The sequence below is a fragment of the Fusobacterium varium genome, assembly GCA_021531615.1.
Lineage (GTDB): Bacteria > Fusobacteriota > Fusobacteriia > Fusobacteriales > Fusobacteriaceae > Fusobacterium_A > Fusobacterium_A varium_C.
This window is the reverse complement of the sequence record JADYUE010000005.1, coordinates 45,423-66,633: the sequence shown is the minus strand read 5'-3', so window position 1 is coordinate 66,633 and position 21,211 is coordinate 45,423. Positions and strand designations below refer to the sequence as shown.

Genomic DNA, 21,211 nt, shown 5'->3' with positions numbered 1-21,211 from the left:
TTATGAAGAAAAAATTAAAAAAATTTGAAGAAATTATAAAAGAGAAAAAACTTATAGATGCATCACTTGAGATTTTACAATGGGATTTAGAGACAACAGCTCCTAAGAAGGGAAAGGAGTTAATAGCTGATGTATTTGGTTATTTGAGTATGAAAAGCTATAACTTAATGACTTCTGAGGAATTTATTAAATTAGTTGAAAAATTAAGTGAAAAAAAGGAAAAGCTTGATGATATCCAAAGAAAAGAGATAGAGGATATAACAGAAGAGATAGAGAAAATGAAAAAAATACCACCTAAAGAGTATGAAGAGTATTCAAAACTTGTAGCTAGAAGCCAAGGGGTATGGGAAGAAGCTAAAAATAAAAATGATTTCAATCTATTTAAAGATGATTTGAAAAAAATATTTGAATATAATATTAAATTTGCAAAATATCAAATGAAAGATGAAAAAAACATTTACGATGTTCTTCTTAATGAGTACGAAAAGGGAATGGACACTAAAAAATTAGATAAGTTCTTTAAAAGTTTAAGAGAAGAGATTGTACCACTATTGAAGAAAGTAAAAGAGAGTAAGGTAAAAAATGATTTTGAATTTTTATCTAAAAAGGTAGATATTGAAACTCAAAGAAAGTTTAATAAATATTTAGCATCATATTTAGGATTTGACTTTGATAGAGGAGTTTTAGCTGAAAGTGAACATCCTTTTACTATGAATATAGATAAAAATGATGTTAGAATGACAACAAAATTTATTGAAGATCAACCTTTCTCTAGTATTTTTAGTGTTATCCATGAAAGTGGACATGGAATCTATGAACAACAGATAGGGGATGATCTACAAGGAACAATACTTGCATCTGGTGGTTCTATGGGAATACATGAGTCACAATCTAGATTCTATGAAAATATCCTTGGAAGAAGCTTAGCTTTCTGGGAAGGAATCTATAAAAATGGAATTGAAAACTTCCCAGCATTAAAAGAGATAGATATAAACGAGTTATATAGAGGGGTAAATAAAGTTGAACCATCACTTATAAGAACAGAGGCAGATGAGCTTACTTATTCACTGCATATAATGGTAAGATATGAGATAGAAAAGGGAATCATTAATGGAGAATTAGATATAGATAAACTTCCAGAGATTTGGAATAAGAAGATGGAAGAGTATTTAGGAGTAGTTCCTGAAACTGATAGTGAGGGAGCATTACAAGATGTACACTGGGCAGGTGGAATGATAGGATATTTCCCATCATATGCTTTAGGAAGTGTTTATGCTGCTCAACTATATCATAAAATGAAAGAGGATATGGATGTAGATCAACTATTGAGAGATGGAAAAATGGATAGAATAAAAGGTTGGTTAAGAGATAGAATCCATGTTTATGGTAAATTGAGAGGAACTGCTGAACTTATAAAAGAGATAACAGGAGAGGATCTTGAACCTAAATACTATATTGATTATTTAAAAGAAAAATACTCTAAAATATACAATTTAGATTAAGGGGAAGTGATTAAATATGATTATGCTTAGTGTTATTCTTGGAATTATTATATTGCTGATTATAATTACAATTTCTTATCAAAATAGATTTGTAAAACTTCATGAAAGGGTAAAAAATTCTTGGAGTCAGATAGAGGTTCAACTTCAAAAAAGATTGGATCTTATTCCAAATTTAGTGGAAACAGTAAAAGGGTATGCAACACATGAAAAGGAAACTTTAGAAAAGGTTACCTCTGCAAGAACACGTTATATGTCAGCAGGAACAGTAGATGAAAAAATGGCTGCCAATGGAGAGATATCAGGACTATTAAGTAGATTAATGGTTGTTTCAGAGCAGTATCCAGATTTGAAAGCAAATGTAAATTTTTTAGAACTTCAAAAGGAATTAAAAGATATAGAGAGTAAAATAGGTTTTGCAAGACAGTTTTATAATGATACTGTTACATCATACAATCAAAGTATAAAAATGATACCAGGTAGCATTTTTGCAGGAATATTTAATTTTAGAGAAGAACCATTATTTAAAGCTACAGAGGGAGCTAATGAAGCCCCTAAGGTAAAATTTGATTAAAATATTTATTAAGAGATGGTTAGAATAGAAAAGATTATACTTTTTTAATTTTAATCATCTTTTATTTTTAAGGAGAGATGGATGAATAGTTTTGCAGTTGAATTAACAGCTAGAGAGATTATTATTAGAATTGCAATGTCAGTTTTAATTGGTGGAATGATTGGATATGAGAGAGGACACAATAATAGACCAGCAGGGTTTAGAACACATATATTAGTTTGCTTGGGAGCTACTGTTGTATCAATGATACAAGATTGTTTAAGAATAGAGATAGTTAAATTTGCTGTAACAAATGGAGTAGCAGCTCAAGTTATAAAGACAGATTTAGGGAGAATAGGGGCCCAAGTTGTTAGTGGAATAGGATTTTTAGGTGCAGGAACTATAATGAGAGATAAGGGAACTATTGGTGGTTTAACAACAGCAGCATCTATCTGGGTAACTGGTTGTATAGGATTAGGAATTGGTTGGGGATTCTATTCAATGACATTTATAGCAGGGGTAGTTGTATTAATTGTATTGGTAACTTTAAAAGCTGTTGAGAGAAGATTTATAGATGAAAAAATCATATCTAAGATAGAAGTTGAATATTTAGGAGATTTAGAAAATGGAATTTATTATTCTAAAACTAATGATATATTTAAAATGTTTGATATAAGAGTAAGATCAATGCAAAAATCTCAAGAGAATAATAGGGTAGTATATACTTTGATTATTCCAAAACAATATAATCTTTTAGATTTAACTTCAGAATTTTATAAGACTAAAGAGGTAATATCTATAACAATATTAAAATAAATAAGTATAAAAAAAGGGGCTGTTAATTTAAACAGCCTCTAAAATTATTAATCTTCATATCCATTAGGATGGTTTTTATGCCAGTTCCAAGCAGTTTCTATAATCTTATCTAAAGAATCAAATTTAGGTGTCCAATTTAATTCTTTCATAGCTTTTGCAGAAGTAGCAACAAGTTTAGCAGGGTCTCCAGCTCTTCTAGGAGAAACAACTGCTGGTATTGCATGTCCAGTTACCTTTCTAGCAACTTCAATAACTTGTTTAACAGAGAATCCTTCACCATTTCCTAAGTTGAAAATAGCACTATCTCCACCATTATTTAATCTTTTTAAAGCAAGAATATGAGCATCAGCTAAGTCCATAACATGAATATAGTCTCTTATACAAGTACCATCTTCAGTAGGATAGTCATCTCCAAATATTCCTATGTGTTCTCTTTTTCCTAGAGCAACTTGAAGAATAATAGGGATTAAGTGACTTTCAGGATCATGATCTTCTCCAATATTTCCTTCTGGATGAGCTCCAGCAACATTGAAATATCTAAGAGCAGTATATTTTATACCATAAGCCTTATCACACCATTTTAACATTTTTTCAACTGCTAATTTACTTTCTCCATATGGGTTAGTAGGGAAAGTTTTATCAGTTTCAAGAATAGGAATATTTTCAGGTTCTCCATAAGTTGCTGCTGTTGATGAGAATACTATTTTGTTAACATTATGTTTTCTCATAGCTTTAAGTAAGCAAAGAGTTCCATAGAAGTTATTTTCAAAGTATTTTAAAGGTTCGCTAACACTTTCACCAACTAATGAGAAAGCAGCAAAATCAATAACACCATCTATTTTATTTTCAGAGAAAACTCTCTCCATAAATTCGTCATCTCTTAAATCTCCAAGTACAAGTTTTGCTTTTTCATGTACAGCATCAACATGTCCAGTTTGAAGATTATCTAATACAATTACATCTTCTCCACTGTCTATAAGGGCTCTTGTAACGTGACTTCCAATATATCCAGCTCCACCACAAACTAAAATTGCCATTTTTGACCTCCTAGAAATATCTATTTTCTATTATTATACATTAATTTAAAGAGATATTAAAGAGAATTTACTTTTTCTATAAATCTAAGGAATCCATTTTTTCCTTCAGCATCTCTTTTATAAACTCCAGCATCTTCTAAAACTCTAGAGAAAGTAACTCCAACTTCATCTTTTAATATTTTTTCAACATTATCACTGTTGATATCAGAATATTTATTATAAACTTTTTCAGCCCAAGCTAGATGTTTTTCAACTTTAGCATCATTTTTGATTTTTTCTGCATAATCATCTGCAACCATGTATCTTCCTAAGATTTCTAATTCCTCTTTTAATCTTCCAGGAAGAACTGCAAGTCCCATAACTTCAATAAGTCCAATATTTTCTTTTTTAATATTGTGAACATCTGCATGAGGATGGAAAATTCCAAGTGGATTTTCTTCATCTGTTCTATTGTTTCTTAAAACTAAATCAAGTTCAAATTTATCTCCTCTTCTTCTTCCAATAGGAGTAACAGTATTGTGAGGAGTATCTTCAGAGTGAGCTAAAATTCCTAGAGATTCATCACTATATTCTCTCCAAGCATCTAAAATTTTAACAGCAAGATCAACTAATCTAGCTCTGTCAACACTTTTTATTCTAATAACAGACATAGGCCATTTAACAATTCCAGCTTCAACATCTTCAAAACCTTTAAAAACAAGTTTAGTTTCTACAGGAGATTTTGCCATTGGGAACTCATGGTGTCCACCTTGATAGTGATCATGGCTTAAAATAGATCCTCCAACTATAGGTAGATCAGCATTTGAACCTAAGAAATAGTGAGGTAGTTTTTCAACAAAAGTTGTAATTCTATTAAAAGCATCTCTATTTATCTTCATAGGTCTATGTTCACCAGCAAAAACAATAGCATGTTCATTGTAGTAAACATAAGGAGAATATTGTAAGAACCATTCTTCACCAGCTAGATCAAATGGAATAACTCTATGATTTTGTCTTGCAGGGTGATTGAATCTTCCAGCATAACCTACATTTTCATAACAAAGAAGGCATTTAGGATATGCAGAAGGTGGAAGTAATCTTTCTTTTGCTATATCTCTAGGATCTTTTTCAGGTTTAGAAAGATTTACTGTTATCTCCATATCTCCATACTCAGTATTAGAGAACCAGTGCATATTTTTAGCTATTCTATCAGTTCTTATATAATTTGTTTTTTGTGCAAAAGAGTAGTAATCATTAGTAGCGGCTTCTACTCCTTCTTTTTCACTAAGTGAATGGAATCTATCTATTATTTGAGTAGCAGTAGGAGTTAATTTTCCCATAATTTCAGTATCAAAAAGATCTTTAACAACTATACTATCTTCAATAATATTATTTTCAATAGCCCATTTACAAATATTTTCTAGTATTTCATTTGGATATTTAGGAACTTCTCTATTAGATAGATCTATATTTTCCCAATCTTCAAGTTTTAAAAGATGCATAATTTCATTTCTAGATATAACAGCATCATATTTACCAATAAGATTATTCTCTAATCCAAATTTAAGTAGCATTCCTACTTCTTCATATATATTTATACTCATTAAAAATCACCTAACTTTCTACTTCCATCTCCAATTTTAGCAACATAGAAATCAGCAACTAAACCAGTTTTAGCTGTGTATTTTTCTCCAACTGATTTTTTAAATGATTCTATAAATTCATCTTTAACTATACTTACAGTACATCCACCAAATCCAGCTCCAGTCATACGAGCTCCGATAACTCCTTCAGCTTCCCATGCTGCTTCAACTAATGAGTCTAGTTCAAATCCAGTAACTTCATAGTCATCTCTAAGAGAGATATGAGATTGGTTCATTAATTGTCCAAAAGCTTCAATATCCCCAGCATTTAATTTTTCAACAGCAACTTTTGTTCTTTCATTTTCAGTAACTGCATGTGTAGCTCTTTTTAATTGTTCTTCATCAGTGATTAGATGTTTTATTTCATTGAATTTTTCAACAGAAAGTTCTCCAAGGTATTTTATATCTATTCCATTTTCATTTAAAACTTTTACAGCAGCTTCACAAGATCCTCTTCTTTCATTGTATTTAGAATCTGCTAGTCCTCTCTTTTTATTTGTATTTGCAATAACAATTGATGCTCCATTTAAAACAACAGGGGCATATTGATAGTTTAAAGTGTTACAATCTAAAAGAATAGCATTATCTTTTTTACCCATTCCAATAGCAAATTGATCCATAATTCCACAATTTACACCGATAAATTTGTTTTCAGCTTTTTGAGAAAGTTTAACCATGCTTACCATATCTATATCAAGATTAAATAGATCTTTTAGTATAACAGAAGTAGCAAGTTCAATAGATGCTGAAGAAGAAAGTCCTGCACCATTAGGAATATTTCCATAGAATAATACATCAAAACCACTATTTATATTAAATCCTGCTTCTAAGAAAGTTTTAATAACTCCTTTTGGATAGTTAGCCCAGTCATCTTGAGGTTCGTTAATTAATCTGTCTAATGAAAATTCTATTATTCCTAGATTTTCAAAGTTTTTAGAGTACATTCTAAAAATATTGTCATTTCTTTTAACTGCAACAGCATATGTACCAAAGTCTAAAGCACATGGAAATACAAATCCACCATTATAATCTGTATGCTCTCCAATTAAATTTACTCTTCCAGGAGAAAAGAATACTTTTACTTCTCCTTCATATTTATACAAAGCTTTAAAATCTTCAATTAAACCTTTTATCATTTTTTACCTCCACTATTTTTTAGTTAACTATGTCTGATATAAGTATAACTTATATTTATATTTTCACAAGATTTTTTAAATAAAAACACCTCTTCTTATTAAACTAAGTAAAATAAGTTTTGAGAAAAAAGTGAAAATATAGTATAATATAGTATAAAAGAAATTCATCTAAAAGGGGAAAAAATGAGGAAGAATAGTATAAAGATAAAAACATTAGAACTTATAAAAAATAGTAATGGAACTTCAAGGGCAGAGCTAGCAAAAAAATTGGAGATTACTCCTGCAGGAGTAGGAAAGATAATAAATAAATTTCTTGAAAGTGGAATAATAGAAGAGATAAGTGAAGGGATTTCAACTGGTGGAAGGCGTCCAGTAATTATTAAAATTAATAAGAAAAAAATAGGGGTTATCTTAGGTGTATCGCTAGCTCCAAGATTTATTCAAATAGTTACTGGAGATATAGATGGTAAAATTTTAAAAACTCAAAAGTATTCTTTGAAAAAAAGATTGCCAGAAAAGGAGCATAGTATTTTAGAACTTACAGAAAAACTTATTGAGAGAGAGATAAAAAAGAATAGTGATATAAGTACAATATCTGTAGTAATGAATGGAATGGTTGATAGTGAAAATGGTATATCTATATTTTCTCCACATTATAATTGGAAAAATATAAATTTAAAGAGAAGGTTAGAGGGAAAATTTAAAGTAAAAGTTTTTGTTGAAAATGATGTTAGAGCTATGGCATTAACTGAAAAGATATTTGGTTCATGTAAGGAAAATCAAAACTTTGTAGTGATGAATATAGGAGATGGAGTAGGGGGAAGTATATTTTTAAATGATGCTCCCTATCATGGATATGGTTCTATTTCTGGAGAATTAGGACATATGGTTGTAAGAAGAAATAGTCCAGAAAAATGTTCATGCGGGAAAAAAGGGTGCTTAGAAACAGAGGTTTCCAATGTGGCAATAATAAAGAAAATAACTTCTCAAATAAAATTAAATAATTATAGTAGTTTAAAAAACACCTTAGTAGAAAAAGGAGTTTTAACTATAAATGATGTTTTAAAAGGTGTTGCTGAAAAGGATATGTTAACTTTTAATATTGTATTAGAGGCTATTCATATGATAGCTAATGCAATAGATGGAATTATATCAGTAATAAATCCAGAGAAAATAGTTTTGTTTGGAGAGATATTTCAAAATAGATTTCTCTTTGAAACTTTAGTAAATGAGATAAAAAAATTTACATTAGATGAACAATATTATGAGATAAAAAGATCTGAATTTTGTAAAAATATTTATGAGATAGCTCCATTGGCAGTTGTAAGTTATAAAATTTTTAAAGAGATGGATGAAGAGTAGAAATATATAAAGGAAGCAAAGGAAAAAACTTGTAAATTATTATAAAGTAAGGTAAAATATATTGATAAAAAATAAATTTTAGGAGTGAAAAAAGATAGATGTTTATAGATGAAGTTGTAGTAACAGTGAAGGCTGGGAATGGTGGAGATGGTTCAGCAGCTTTTAGAAGAGAGAAGTATATTCAATTTGGTGGACCAGATGGTGGAGATGGTGGAAATGGTGGAAGTGTAATTTTTGTTGCAGATCCTAACATCAACACTTTGATTGACTTTAAATATAAAAAAGTATTTAAAGCTGAAAATGGAGAAAATGGACAAAAGAAACAGATGTATGGAAAAACAGGAGCAGATTTAATAATTAAAGTTCCTGTTGGAACACAAGTAAGAGATGTAGAAACTGGAAAACTTTTATTAGATATGAATGTTCCTGGAGAGCCTAGACTGCTTTTAAAAGGTGGAAGAGGGGGAGCAGGAAATGTTCACTTTAAATCTGCTACAAGAAAAACACCTAAAATAGCTGGAAAGGGTAGGGAAGGAGCAGAGATAAAAGTTAAACTTGAATTGAAACTTTTAGCTGATATAGCTCTTGTAGGATATCCATCAGTTGGAAAATCAAGCTTTATCAATAGGGTATCAGCAGCTAACTCTAAAGTTGGAAGTTATCACTTTACAACTCTTGAGCCTAAATTAGGTGTTGTTAGATTAGAAGAGGGAAAATCATTTGTAATAGCAGATATTCCAGGACTTATTGAGGGAGCTCATGAGGGAATTGGACTTGGAGATAAGTTCTTAAGACATATTGAAAGATGTAAAATGATATTCCATCTAGTTGATGTGGCAGAGATAGAGGGAAGAGATGCTATAGAGGACTATGAAAAAATAAATGAAGAGTTGAGAAAATTCAGTGAAAAATTATCAAATAAAAAGCAAATAGTTCTTGCAAATAAGATGGATCTATTATGGGATATGGACAAATATGAGAAATTTAAAGCTCATGTAGAGGCTCAAGGAAATGAAGTTTATCCTATTTCAGTAATCTTAAATGAAGGAATAAGAGAAGTATTATTTAGAAGTTACGATATGTTACAAAAAATTGAAAGAGAGCCATTAGAAGAAGAAGTAAATGTAAATGAAGTATTGAGAGAGATAAAAGGAGAATCAGAAGACTTTGTAATCACTCAAGATGAAGAGGGAACTTATGTAATAGAAGGAAGAATTCTTGATGAAGTTCTTGCTAAATATGTTATTACAATGGATGAAGATTCTATTATTAACTTCTTACATATGATGAGATCTCTTGGATTAGAAGAGGCTATGAGAGATGCAGGTATCCAAGATGGAGACAATGTAAGAATAGCTGATGTAGAGTTTGAATATGTAGAATAAAAATAAAAAGCTGAATTTTTATTCAGCTTTTTTGTGCTAGAAAGGAAGAGTATGATAAAAGGTTTAGTAATTGCAGGACCTACTGGAGTAGGAAAAACAGATCTTTCTATAAAATTAGCAAAGTTATTAGATGCAGATATAATCTCTGCTGATTCTGCTCAAATTTATAATGGAATGGATATAGGAACTGCAAAGATAACAACAGAGGAGATGCAAGGAGTAAAACACTATATGCTTGATGTAGTTGAGCCTATAAAAAAATATAGTGTTGGTGATTACCAAACAGCAGTTGATAATATTTTAAATGAGAAAGAAAAAGAGAATAAAAATATTATTCTTACTGGGGGAACAGGGTTATATATAGGTTCTATAACTGAGGGATTATCTGATCTTCCAGCAGGAAATCCTGTTTTAAGAGAGGAACTTTTAAAATTAGATAGTGAAGAACTATATAAAAAACTTATGGAGTTAGATCCTCAAGCTGCTCAAGATATTCATATTAATAATAGAAGAAGAGTTGAACGTGCAGTGGAAGTTTGTTTATTAACAGGAGATAAATTCTCTGTTTTATCTAAAAAAAATATAAAAAACAATAATTATAATTTTTTAAAAGTGGCTTTAGAAAGAGATAGAGAGTATCTATATGAGAGAATAAATTTAAGAGTAGATATAATGTTACAAAAAGGGCTAGAGCAAGAAGTTAGAGCTCTTTATGAAAAATATGGTGAAAATTTAAGAAAGATAAATATAATTGGATACACAGAGTTAATAGAGTATTTTAATGGAAAAGTTACATATGAAGAGGCAGTTGAAAATATAAAAAGAAACTCTAGAAGATATGCAAAAAGACAATTTACTTGGTTTAAAAATGATCCATCTTACATTTGGTTTGATTTAGATAAATTAAGTGAAGATGAGATTATAAATAGTATTATGAAGGCATTAAACTTGGGATTAACTGACGTAAAGCACAATTAAATTCTTGATAAAAAGATAGTGATATGGTATTATTAATATGATAGGGAATAGGTAAAGATGAATATAAGGAAGATTTTTATTTGGATTGTTTCAATCTTTTTTTTGACAGGTTGTTCAAATATAAGTAATAAAATTTTTAATGATAAGAGAGAAGAAATATACAGAAACTTATATGAAAATTGGCAGATAGAAAAACTAGAAATTGAATTATCAAAAGAGGAAAATCAAGATTTAGTTTCAAAATATAAAAGGCTAATAATAGAGCAACAGAGGGATAAAAAAAGCCTAGAAATATTAATAGATGAGATAAAACAAGAGTTAGCCAATGGAAATACAAATAAGTTAAAGAATACATTGGATCCATCTTTAAAAAATATATTTGTAGGAAATGAAATAGAAAAAGTAGATTTTTCCAAAATAAAAATATTTATTAATAAACCTAAATTCTTCAAAAATACTGCAAATAATATGATTGCTTTTATTGTTGAAGATAGAACTATATATTTTAACGTCTATTTTTCATTAAAGAGTGGAGAATGGAAAATAACAGAATTTAAAGAGAGAAGGTGATAATAGGTGAAAAATATTATAAAAATGACTATTCCTTCTTCTTTAGAGAATTTATCTTTAATTAGAGCCTTAGTAAAAACTTATCTTGAATTACAACATATAAATGAAAAGGATGTGTTTCAACTTTTATCTGTTGTAGATGAATTGTCAACTAATGTAGTTGAACATGGGTATAAATATAAACCAGGAGATATCATTTTAGAAATTCAAAGATCAAATGATGTAATCCAATTAGTAGTAGAAGATAATGGTGTAGGTTTTGATGAAGAAAAATTGAGTAAAGAAGAGGGTGGAATGGGCTTATATATAGCTAGAGCCATTGCAGACAATTTTAAAATAGAAAAGAAATTAAATGGAACATTATTTAAAATAGAAAAGAAAATCAAGGAGGTTATATAAAAATGGTAGTAAATTTTGATATAATTGAGAAAAATGTAGGAGATATAAAGGTTATAAAGGTTATAGGAGAACTAGATGCATTAGTTGCACCTAAATTAAAAGAAAGAATCACTAAACTTGTTGAGATGGATAATACTAAATTTATAATAGATTTTGAAGAATTAGTACATATAAATAGTTTAGCAATGGGAATTCTTAGAGGAAAATTAAAAGTTGTTAAAGATATGGGTGGAGATATTAAACTTATAAAATTAAACGAAAATATTAAAACTATATTTGAAATGATCGGATTAGATGAAATATTTGAAATATATGAAACAGAAGAGGAAGCAGTAGCAAGTTTTAAATAAATTGATGATGGAGAAGGATAAAATATGAATGTAGTTTTAGGAATAGGATTAGTAGTAATCGGACTAAGTATAGTGATATCGTTACTATATAAAAAGTCTGTTATAGATAAAAGAATAAATGAATTAAATGATTTAGAAGATGAGATAACAAAATCAAAAATAAAAGCGAAAGAGATAGTGGAATTAGCTGAAAAAGAAGCTGTTGCTAAGGGTAAAGAGATTGAATTAAAAGCTAAAGAACACGTTTATCAAATAAAAGAGGAAGCAGAAAGAGAGATTAAAAACTCTAAAAATGAACTTCTTCAAAAAGAAGCTAGATTAGCTAAAAAAGAGGAAACTTTAGATAACAAAATAGAAAAACTTGAAGTAAAAAGTCAAGAATTAGAAAAAACAACTGAAGAGTTAGAAGCTAAAAAAGAAGAGATTGAAAATATAAAAGTTGCACAAGAAAATGAATTAGAAAGAATATCTGGACTTTCTAGAAATGAAGCTAGAGATATTTTAATAGCAAAACTAAGAGATGATTTAACTCATGAAACAGCAGTTGCTATTAGAGAGTTTGAAAGCAAATTAGAAGATGAAAAAGATAGAATTTCAAGAAGAATTTTATCAACAGCAATTGGTAAAGCATCATCAGATTATGTTGTAGATGCCACAGTATCAGTTGTAAACCTTCCAAATGATGAGATGAAAGGTAGAATTATAGGAAGAGAAGGAAGAAATATAAGAGCTATTGAAGCTTTAACAGGTGTAGATATAATTATTGATGATACTCCAGAAGCAGTTGTACTTTCAAGTTTTGATGGAGTAAAAAGAGAGATAGCTAGAATCGCTATTGAAAAACTTATCACTGATGGAAGAATTCATCCAGGAAAAATAGAAGAAGTAGTAAATAAAGCTAGAAAAGAGATTGAAAAAGAGATTGTAGATGCAGGAGAAGAAGCATTAATCGAACTTGGAATTCCAGCAATGCATCCAGAAATTATAAGAACATTAGGAAGATTAAAATTCAGAACAAGTTATGGTCAAAATGTATTAACTCACTCTATAGAAGTTGCAAAATTAGCTGCAAACTTAGCAGCAGAAATTGGAGCAGATACAGAGCTTGCTAAGAGAGCAGGACTTTTACATGATGTAGGTAAAGTTCTAGAAAATGATATAGAAGCTTCTCATGCTATTATAGGTGGAGAGTTCTTGAAAAAATTTGGTGAAAAATCAGATGTTATCAATGGAGTTATGGCTCACCATAATGAAGTTGAATTTGAAAGTGTAGAGGCAATTCTTGTGCAAGCAGCAGATGCTATATCAGCATCAAGACCTGGAGCAAGAAGAGAAACTTTAACAGCTTACTTGAAGAGATTAGAAAATCTTGAAGAGATAGCAAACTCATTTAGTGGTGTAGAATCATCTTATGCAATTCAAGCTGGAAGAGAGATAAGAATTATTATCAATCCAGAAGTTGTAAGTGATGATGCAGCTACTAAGATGTCTAGAGATGTGGCTAAGAAGATAGAGGAAACAATGCAATATCCAGGACAAATTAAAGTTACTATAGTAAGAGAGACAAGAGCTGTAGAATATGCAAAATAATATGATTTAAATATCAAAGACTCTGAAAGATAATCAGAGTCTTTTTATATTAAGAGTTTATAAATGAAAAATTGTTAAATAAAAAAAAAAATGATATAATTTAGAGTAAAGAAAAAATAAAATAGAAAGAAGGATTAAAATGAAAGTATTAATAGTAGGAGATATAGTAGGAAGTCCAGGAAGAGAAACTTTAAAAGCTTTTCTTGAGAAAAAAAGAGGAGATTATGATTTTATAATAGTTAATGGAGAAAACTCAGCAGCAGGATTTGGAATTACTGGAAAGATAGCAGACCAACTTTTAGAGTGGGGTTGTGATGTAATAACTGGTGGAAATCATATTTGGGATAAAAAGGATTTCTATGAATATTTAGATAAAACAGATAGAGTGGTAAGACCAGCAAACTATCCAGACGAGGGAACACCAGGAAAAGGATATACAATAGTAAAGGATAAAAATGGAAATAAAGTGGGAGTAATCTCTATTCAAGGAAGAGTATTTATGCCACCAATCGATTGTCCATTTAAAAAGGTAAAAGAGATTTTAGAAGAGGTTAGAAAGGAAACTAGAGTTATTATAGTTGATTTCCATGCAGAAGCAACTTCTGAAAAAATAGCTATGGGATGGCATTTAGATGGATATGTATCTGCAATTTATGGAACACATACTCATATCCAAACAGCAGATGAAAGAATACTACCAGAAGGAACTGGATATATAACTGATGTGGGAATGACAGGTTCTACAAACGGAATTATAGGAATGTCAATAAACTCTGTACTACCTAAGTTTTTAAATGCACTACCTCAAAGATTTGAGATAGCAGAGGGAAATGAGAGAATAAATGCTATTGAAATAGAGATTGATTTAGAAACTGGAGAGTGTAAAAACATAGAGAGAATAAATAAAACTTTAACACAAATAAACTTTATGTAATTGGAGATGGTTATGAAAGTAGTAGAGATAAAAGTAATTTATGAAAGTGATGATATAGATAGAGCAACTAAAGAGATTTCAGATATATTTTATGATTTTGGTGTAACAGGGTTAAAGATAGAAGAGCCAATGAAACATAAGAATCCTCTTGATTTCTATAAAAATGAAAAAGATTTCTTGATGGTAGATCATGCTGTTTCAGCTTATTTTCCTTTAAATATCTATGCTGAAAAGAGGAAAAAAGTTATTTTAGAAAGATTTGAAGAGGTATTTTCAGATAGAGAAGATATAGTTTATACTATTGATTTTTATGAATATGATGAGGAAGATTATCAAAATAGCTGGAAAAAATATCTGTTTACTGAAAAGGTAAGTGAGAGATTTGTTGTAAAACCTACTTGGAGAGAATATGAACCCAAAGATGATGAGCTTATCATTGAACTAGATCCAGGAAGAGCATTTGGAACAGGATCTCACCCTACAACTTCACTATGTTTAAAACTTATGGAAGAAAATATTAAAGAGGGAGACAGTGTAATAGATGTTGGAACAGGATCTGGTATATTAATGATTGCAGCAGATAGACTTGGAGCTTCTGAAGTTTATGGAACTGATATTGATGAGTTAGCAGTGGAATCAGCTAAAGAAAACTTAGAATTAAATGGAATATCTGAAGATAGAGCAAAGGTTTATTTAGGAAACTTAGTAACTGTAGTAAATGGGAAAAAATTTGATGTAGTAGTTGCAAATATATTAGCAGATGTACTTTTAATACTACTTAATGATATTTCAAAAGTAGTTAAAAAAGATGGATTGGTAATATTCTCTGGAATAATAGATGAAAAATGTGAGCTATTAAAAAGAGAGGTTGAAGCTTTAGGAATGGAAATTCTTGAGGTAAAAGCTGACAAAGAATGGAGAGCAATGTTAATCAAAGCCAATTAATTAGGGGGATATAATGGAAGAGTTTGTAGTAACAGTTGATGGACCAGCAGGAAGTGGAAAAAGTACAATAGCTAAGATAGTAGCAAAAAAATATGATCTAACATATTTAGATACAGGGGCAATGTATAGAATGATAGCTCTTTACTCTTTAGAAAACAGAGTTAATTTAGAAGATGAGAGAAGTGTAGTTGAAATGTTAGAGAATACAAAGTTAGATATAATTGGAAATCAATTTTTTCTAAATGGAAAAGATGTTTCAGCAGAGATAAGAACACCAGAAGTGAGTGCTGTTGTTTCTCCAGTAGCTGCAATAAAAGCTGTAAGAGTAAAACTAGTAGAACTTCAAAGAGAGATAAGTAAAGGAAAGAGAATAATTTTAGATGGAAGAGATATTGGAACAGTTGTATTTCCAAAAGCTCAAGTTAAGATATTTTTAGTTGCATCTCCAGAAGAGAGAGCTAGAAGAAGGCTAAATGAATACAAAGAAAAAGGGATAGAGGAAGATTATGAATCTGTTTTAAATTCAATAAAAGAGAGAGATCATATAGATTCAACAAGAAAGGAAAGTCCACTAAAAAAAGCTGAAGATGCTATTGAGATAGATAGTAGCAAAATGAGTATAGATGAGGTAGTAGAAGCTATTTCAAATTGCATAGATAGAAAGGTAGGATAAATATGTATAATTTTATTCGTGCATTGTTAATGCCATTTTTATATATGTATATGCTTATTAATAAAGATAAAAGGGAATTTTTCAATAAAAGATTTAAACAAAATTTTGATTTTTTAAGAAAAGAAGAGTATATCTGGGTTCATTGCTCATCAATGGGAGAGGTAAATCTGTCTGAAGCACTTATAAAAAAACTTTTATCAGAGAGAAAAGAGAGAATTTTATTAAGTATTTTTACAGATACAGGAATGGCTAATGCTAAACAAAAGTACAAGGAAAATGATAGAGTTGATATAATATTTTTCCCATTGGATAAAAAAGATATTATAGAAAATATTATTTCAAAAATAAATCTAAAACTTTTAATATTGATAGAAACAGAGATTTGGCCAAATTTAATTACTCAATGTAGTAAAGTTGGAAAAGTAATCATTGTAAATGGAAGAATCTCTGATAAAAGCTTTGGAAAATACAGAAAGTTTAGTTCATATCTAAAACCTCTTTTTGAAAAAATTTCAGGTTTCTATATGCAATCCCCTCTTGATAGTGAAAGAATTATAGAGATTGGAGCAGATAAAAATAGAGTAGAAACTTTAGGAAATCTAAAATTTGATATAGAGTTAGAAAGATTTTCAGCTGAAGTTATAGAGGACATGAAACAGGAAATTTGTGTTGGTGGAAGAAAGATTTTTACTGCTGGAAGTACAAGAAGTGGTGAAAATGAGATAATATTAGATGTGTTTGAAAAAATGAAAAATACATTGTTAATATTAGTTCCTAGACATTTAGAGAGAATACCTCAAATTGAAGAGCTTATCAAAGAGAGAAATAAAAGTTTTTTAAAATATAGTGAAATAAATAGTGACAATTTTCAAAAAACTGATATAATACTTGTGGACAAAATGGGAGTACTTAGAAAACTCTATGCTATAGCAGATATAACCTTTGTAGGAGGAACCTTAGTAAATATTGGTGGACATAGTTTATTAGAGCCTCTATTCTATGAAAAGACTCCAATTTTTGGAAAATATCTTCAAAATGTAAAGGATATTTCAAAGGAGATATTGAAAAAAGATATCGGTTATAAAGTTGAAAGTGTAGAGGAATTTTTAAAAGCAATAGAGGATATTGAAAAAACAAGAGGTATAAAAAGAGAGAAGATCAGAGAATTTTTTAGTGAAAATAGCAGAGTAGCTGAAAAAGTTTTAGATAAAATTGATAAATTAATATAATTTTAATATAGATGGAGGGCTAATGACGAAAGAAGAGTTAAAAGAGGATTTATGGAGACATTTTTTCAAGAATCCAAGAAAAAATTATAATCCATATATTTATAAACTTCTTGATTTTCCTGAGTATATTATCTATGATAAAGAGATTATGGATTCATATAAGGGAAAATGGAGAGAGTTTTTTAAAAATGATAATCCTATATATTTAGAGATAGGTTCTGGAAGTGGAAACTTTGCTCAAGGAATGGCAATGAGATACCCTGAAAGAAATCATATAGGACTTGAATTAAGATTTAAAAGACTTGTACTTTCAGCAAATAAAGTTAAGAGAGACAACTCTAAAAATGCTTTATTTTTAAGGAGAAGAGGAGAAGAGATTCTTTCCTTTGTAGCTGAAAATGAAGTTGATGGAATCTATGTAAATTTTCCAGATCCTTGGGAAGAGAATGAGAAAAACAGAGTTGTTCAAGAAAGTTTCTTTAAAATATTAGATGTTATCTTGAAAAAAGATGGGAAATTTTTCTTTAAAACAGACCATGACAAATATTATCAAGATGTTTTAGATTTAGTAGCATCACTTGATGGATATGAGGTAGTTTATCACACTTCAGATCTACATAATAGTGAAAAAGCAGAGGATAATATAAAGACAGAGTTTGAGCAACTATTTTTATGTAAACACAATAAAAATATAAATTATATTGAAATTTTAAAAACAAAGTAGGAGGGCCAAATGGCAGGATATGTAGTAGTTGGTACACAATGGGGCGACGAGGGGAAAGGTAAGATTATTGATGTTTTAGCAAATAAAGCAGATTATGTAGTTAGATTCCAAGGTGGAAATAATGCAGGACATACAGTAGTAGTTAATGGTGAAAAATTTATACTTCACCTATTACCATCAGGAATGCTTCATGGAAATGGTAAATGTATAATTGGACCAGGTGTTGTCATAGACCCGAAAGTTTTATTAAAAGAACTTGATACTTTAGAGGCTAAAGGAGCTAAAATAGATCACCTATTTATAAGTGATAGAGCTCATATAATAATGCCTTATCATGTAAAGCTAGATGAATTATCAGAAGCTACAAGTGGAGCACATAAGATAGGAACTACAAAGAGAGGAATAGGACCTTGTTATGCTGATAAGATAAATAGAGTTGGAATTAGAGCAGTAGATCTATTAGATATGGAAATCTTTGGAGAAAAATTAAAAAGATTCCTTGAAGCTAAAAACTTAATATTTACAAAAATTTATGAGGAAGCACCTCTTTCTTATGATGAAATTTTTGAAGAGTATAAAGGTTATGCTGAGAGATTAAAACATAGAATAATAGATTCTATACCTGAAATCAACAGAGCTTTAGATGAAGATAAACTTGTTCTTTTTGAAGGGGCTCAAGCTATGATGCTAGATATCAACTATGGAACATATCCATATGTAACTTCATCTTCACCTACAACAGGAGGAGTTACAACAGGTGCTGGAGTTTCACCTAGAAAGATAACAAAAGGTATAGGAGTTATGAAAGCTTATACAACAAGAGTTGGAGAGGGACCATTTGTAACTGAACTTACTGATGAGTTAGGTGAAAAATTAAGAGAGGTAGGACATGAATATGGTGCTACTACTGGAAGACCTAGAAGATGTGGTTGGCTAGATTTAGTAGTAGGAAAATATGCAGTAGATATTAATGGACTTACAGATATAGTTATTACTAAAATAGACGTTTTAAGTGGGCTAGATACTGTTAAAATTTGTGTTGCTTACGATATAGATGGAAAGAGATACACTTCTGTTCCAGCCTCAACAGAGATACTTGCAAGAGCTATTCCTGTATATGAAGAGCTACCAGGATGGAAAGAAGATATTAGTCAAATGAAAAATTATGATGAACTTCCAGAAAATTGTAAGAAATATATAAAAAGAATGGAAGAGATTTTAAATTGTCCAATAAGTGTAGTTTCAGTTGGACCAGATAGAAGTCAAAATATCCATATAAGAGAGATTTAATAATTTTAAAAAACTTCAGATTTTTTCTGGAGTTTTTTTATTAAATTTTAACTTTTTTATATTATAATTTAGATATAAAAATATTAGGGAAGTGAGTTTATGTGGATTATTTTTGCTGTATTATCAGCAGTATTTGCTGCTTTAACTTCAATTTTTGCTAAAATAGGGATAGAAAATATTAATTCTAATGTTGCAACAGCGATACGTACATTAGTAGTTCTTATTATGGCATGGGCAATGGTATTTTTAACAGGACAACATAGTAATTTAGGAAGTATCAGTCAAAAAAATTGGATATTCTTAACAATTTCAGGTATATGTACAGGGCTTTCATGGTTGTGTTATTACAAAGCTCTTCAAAGTACTGAGGTAATGAAGGTAGTGGCAATAGATAAATTTAGTATAGTATTAACAATGATTTTTTCTTTTATTATTTTAAAAGAGGCAATTACTTTAAAAATGGTTGTAGGAATTATTTGTATTACAGTAGGAACACTTTTATTTGCTTTTTAATAAAATATTATATAAAACAGGAGCTATTTTAAGTTGATAATTTGATTTATTGATTATAATAGCTCTTTTTATATTATTTAATAAATAATTTAGTAGGATAAATATAGTAAATAATTATAAAAAATAATATATTTTATTTATAATATATTATTTTTTTATTTATTTTAAAATATTAATATATAAAATAATGAATAGATATATACAAAATTAATATTTGTTTTTTGATGGAATTTGAATTATATCTATAGTGAGAGATATAATTAGTTAAAGCTTATTGGATAGAATATAGGAGGAGTAAAATGAAGTTTTTTGGAACAATGAAAAATAATAGTGGAATATTAGAAATAGGAGGAATAAAAGTAACAGAGTTAGCAGAAAAATATGGAACACCATTATATATAATGGATCAAGAGTTGATAGAAGAAAATATGATGAAATATAAAGAAAACTTTAAAAGTGAAAAATTTAAAACAACTGTTGTTTATGCTTCAAAAGCTTTTTTATCAAAAGCAATTTGTAAATTAGTAGAAAAACATGATCTACATATTGATGCAGTTTCAGGGGGAGAATTATATACAATAAAAGCAAGTGGAATCTCAATGGAGAGAGTTCATATGCATGGTAATAACAAGACAGATGATGAATTGAGAATGTGCTTAGATTATGGAATTGGAAGTATAATAATTGATAATGAAGAGGAGATAGAAAGAGTTTCTAAAATCTGCTTAGAGAAAGATCAAAAAGTAAAAGTTATGTTGAGAATAAATATTGGAATAGATGCTCATACACATGAATATATTCAAACTTCTAAACACTCTTCAAAATTTGGAGAATCAATATTTGATGAGAGGTTCCCAGAAATTGTTGAAAAGATAACATCTGATAAAAATTTAGAGTTTTTAGGTTTCCATTGCCACATAGGATCACAAATTTTTGATACAAAAGCTTTCCATGAAGGAATAGAAGTTATGATAAAAGAGACTAAAAAGATTTCAGAGAAACTTAATATAGAGATTCCAGAGATAAATCTAGGTGGAGGATTTGGAGTTTACTATACAGAGAAAGATACAGCAATTGATGTAGAGAAGTTTATGAAATCTATGATAGAGCATATAGAGAAAAGTTTAGAAAAAGAAGGTATGAATATTAAGAAAATCTCTATTGAACCTGGAAGAAGTATTATAGGAAATGCAGGAAGTACACTATATAGAGTCGGAGGAAAAAAAGAGACTTTTGGTGGGGTTAAATATGTATTTATAGATGGTGGAATGACAGATAATATAAGACCAGCACTTTATCAAGCAGAATATGAAGCAGTATTAGCTAATAAATTAGATGTAGTTGAAGATGAGATAGTAACAGTAGCTGGAAAATGTTGTGAATCAGGGGATTTGATAATAAAAAATAGAAAACTAGGAAAGGCTGAAGCTGGGGATCTATTGTTAGTAGCAACAACTGGTGCTTATGGTTATTCAATGTCAAGCAACTATAACAAAGCACAAAGACCAGCAGTTGTATTTGTGAAAGATGGAAAGAGTGCTATTTCAATAAAAAGAGAGAGTTTTGAAGATTTAGTAAGAAATGATGTGGATATGGAATTATAATC

At 29.4% G+C, this 21,211-nt stretch carries 21 protein-coding genes; 18 read left to right on the top strand and 3 right to left on the bottom strand.

All coding sequences use genetic code 11. The features are described 5' to 3' along the window. Window positions 1-2: 2 nt before the first annotated feature. From I6E31_03725 to I6E31_03715, 3 genes are all read left to right on the top strand, one after another. Window positions 3-1,502, top strand: coding sequence for a carboxypeptidase M32 (locus I6E31_03725; protein MCF2639082.1), 1,500 nt, complete (start codon window positions 3-5; stop codon window positions 1,500-1,502). A gap of 16 nt (window positions 1,503-1,518) precedes the next feature. Beyond that, window positions 1,519-2,073 (top strand): LemA family protein, encoded by a 555-nt coding sequence (locus I6E31_03720; GenBank protein ID MCF2639081.1) that lies wholly within the window; start codon window positions 1,519-1,521, stop codon window positions 2,071-2,073. 81 nt (window positions 2,074-2,154) lie between these two features. Continuing rightward, complete coding sequence (locus I6E31_03715; protein MCF2639080.1) at window positions 2,155-2,868, top strand: MgtC/SapB family protein; 714 nt, start codon at window positions 2,155-2,157, stop codon at window positions 2,866-2,868. 47 nt (window positions 2,869-2,915) lie between these two features. Here I6E31_03715 and galE read toward each other — a convergent pair whose 3' ends face one another. The 3 genes from galE to I6E31_03700 are packed head-to-tail and all read right to left on the bottom strand — an operon-like array spanning window position 2,916 to window position 6,663. Continuing rightward, window positions 2,916-3,905 (bottom strand): UDP-glucose 4-epimerase GalE, encoded by a 990-nt coding sequence (galE, locus tag I6E31_03710; GenBank protein ID MCF2639079.1) that lies wholly within the window; start codon window positions 3,903-3,905, stop codon window positions 2,916-2,918. A 56-nt stretch (window positions 3,906-3,961) separates the two neighbouring features. Continuing rightward, window positions 3,962-5,488: a UDP-glucose--hexose-1-phosphate uridylyltransferase gene (gene galT, locus I6E31_03705; GenBank protein ID MCF2639078.1), complete on the bottom strand. Its 1,527-nt coding sequence runs from the start codon at window positions 5,486-5,488 to the stop codon at window positions 3,962-3,964. Further along, a complete protein-coding gene (locus I6E31_03700) occupies window positions 5,488-6,663 on the bottom strand; it encodes a galactokinase (GenBank protein ID MCF2639077.1) in 1,176 nt (391 codons plus the stop codon). The genes galT and I6E31_03700 overlap by 1 nt, the downstream gene beginning before the upstream one ends. 183 nt (window positions 6,664-6,846) lie before the next feature. Here I6E31_03700 and I6E31_03695 point away from each other — a divergent pair, with 183 nt between their 5' ends. The 15 genes from I6E31_03695 (at window position 6,847) to lysA (ending at window position 21,209) form a co-directional block, all read left to right on the top strand. Further along, window positions 6,847-8,025, top strand: a complete 1,179-nt coding sequence (locus tag I6E31_03695; protein ID MCF2639076.1) for an ROK family transcriptional regulator — start codon at window positions 6,847-6,849, stop codon at window positions 8,023-8,025. A 98-nt stretch (window positions 8,026-8,123) separates the two neighbouring features. Beyond that, complete coding sequence (obgE, locus tag I6E31_03690; protein ID MCF2639075.1) at window positions 8,124-9,410, top strand: GTPase ObgE; 1,287 nt, start codon at window positions 8,124-8,126, stop codon at window positions 9,408-9,410. Between the two features lie 51 nt (window positions 9,411-9,461). Next, on the top strand, window positions 9,462-10,388 hold the full coding sequence (gene miaA, locus I6E31_03685; GenBank protein ID MCF2639074.1) for a tRNA (adenosine(37)-N6)-dimethylallyltransferase MiaA: 927 nt from the start codon (window positions 9,462-9,464) through the stop codon (window positions 10,386-10,388). 63 nt (window positions 10,389-10,451) lie between these two features. Next, entirely contained in the window at window positions 10,452-10,958 is a 507-nt protein-coding gene (locus I6E31_03680) for a hypothetical protein (protein ID MCF2639073.1), read from the top strand. A 6-nt stretch (window positions 10,959-10,964) separates the two neighbouring features. Further along, the gene (locus I6E31_03675; protein MCF2639072.1) at window positions 10,965-11,357 is read left to right on the top strand and encodes an ATP-binding protein; all 393 of its coding nucleotides are present in this window, start codon (window positions 10,965-10,967) and stop codon (window positions 11,355-11,357) included. Between the two features lie 2 nt (window positions 11,358-11,359). Beyond that, window positions 11,360-11,707: an STAS domain-containing protein gene (locus I6E31_03670; GenBank protein MCF2639071.1), complete on the top strand. Its 348-nt coding sequence runs from the start codon at window positions 11,360-11,362 to the stop codon at window positions 11,705-11,707. A gap of 24 nt (window positions 11,708-11,731) precedes the next feature. Further along, window positions 11,732-13,297 carry a ribonuclease Y gene (gene rny / locus I6E31_03665; protein MCF2639070.1) on the top strand — a complete coding sequence of 522 codons (1,566 nt, stop codon included), beginning with the start codon at window positions 11,732-11,734 and terminating at the stop codon, window positions 13,295-13,297. A 139-nt stretch (window positions 13,298-13,436) separates the two neighbouring features. After that, the gene (locus I6E31_03660) at window positions 13,437-14,231 is read left to right on the top strand and encodes a TIGR00282 family metallophosphoesterase (GenBank protein MCF2639069.1); all 795 of its coding nucleotides are present in this window, start codon (window positions 13,437-13,439) and stop codon (window positions 14,229-14,231) included. 12 nt (window positions 14,232-14,243) lie between these two features. Next, window positions 14,244-15,176 (top strand): 50S ribosomal protein L11 methyltransferase, encoded by a 933-nt coding sequence (gene prmA / locus I6E31_03655; protein ID MCF2639068.1) that lies wholly within the window; start codon window positions 14,244-14,246, stop codon window positions 15,174-15,176. A 13-nt stretch (window positions 15,177-15,189) separates the two neighbouring features. Next, the gene (locus I6E31_03650; GenBank protein ID MCF2639067.1) at window positions 15,190-15,849 is read left to right on the top strand and encodes a (d)CMP kinase; all 660 of its coding nucleotides are present in this window, start codon (window positions 15,190-15,192) and stop codon (window positions 15,847-15,849) included. A 2-nt stretch (window positions 15,850-15,851) separates the two neighbouring features. Further along, window positions 15,852-17,078 (top strand): 3-deoxy-D-manno-octulosonic acid transferase, encoded by a 1,227-nt coding sequence (locus I6E31_03645; GenBank protein MCF2639066.1) that lies wholly within the window; start codon window positions 15,852-15,854, stop codon window positions 17,076-17,078. A 22-nt stretch (window positions 17,079-17,100) separates the two neighbouring features. Beyond that, a complete protein-coding gene (trmB, locus tag I6E31_03640) occupies window positions 17,101-17,802 on the top strand; it encodes a tRNA (guanosine(46)-N7)-methyltransferase TrmB (protein MCF2639065.1) in 702 nt (233 codons plus the stop codon). Between the two features lie 9 nt (window positions 17,803-17,811). Continuing rightward, complete coding sequence (locus I6E31_03635) at window positions 17,812-19,092, top strand: adenylosuccinate synthase (protein ID MCF2639064.1); 1,281 nt, start codon at window positions 17,812-17,814, stop codon at window positions 19,090-19,092. 99 nt (window positions 19,093-19,191) lie between these two features. Then, window positions 19,192-19,605 (top strand): EamA family transporter, encoded by a 414-nt coding sequence (locus I6E31_03630; protein MCF2639063.1) that lies wholly within the window; start codon window positions 19,192-19,194, stop codon window positions 19,603-19,605. Between the two features lie 299 nt (window positions 19,606-19,904). Further along, the gene (gene lysA / locus I6E31_03625) at window positions 19,905-21,209 is read left to right on the top strand and encodes a diaminopimelate decarboxylase (GenBank protein MCF2639062.1); all 1,305 of its coding nucleotides are present in this window, start codon (window positions 19,905-19,907) and stop codon (window positions 21,207-21,209) included. The last annotated feature ends 2 nt before the right edge of the window (window positions 21,210-21,211 follow it).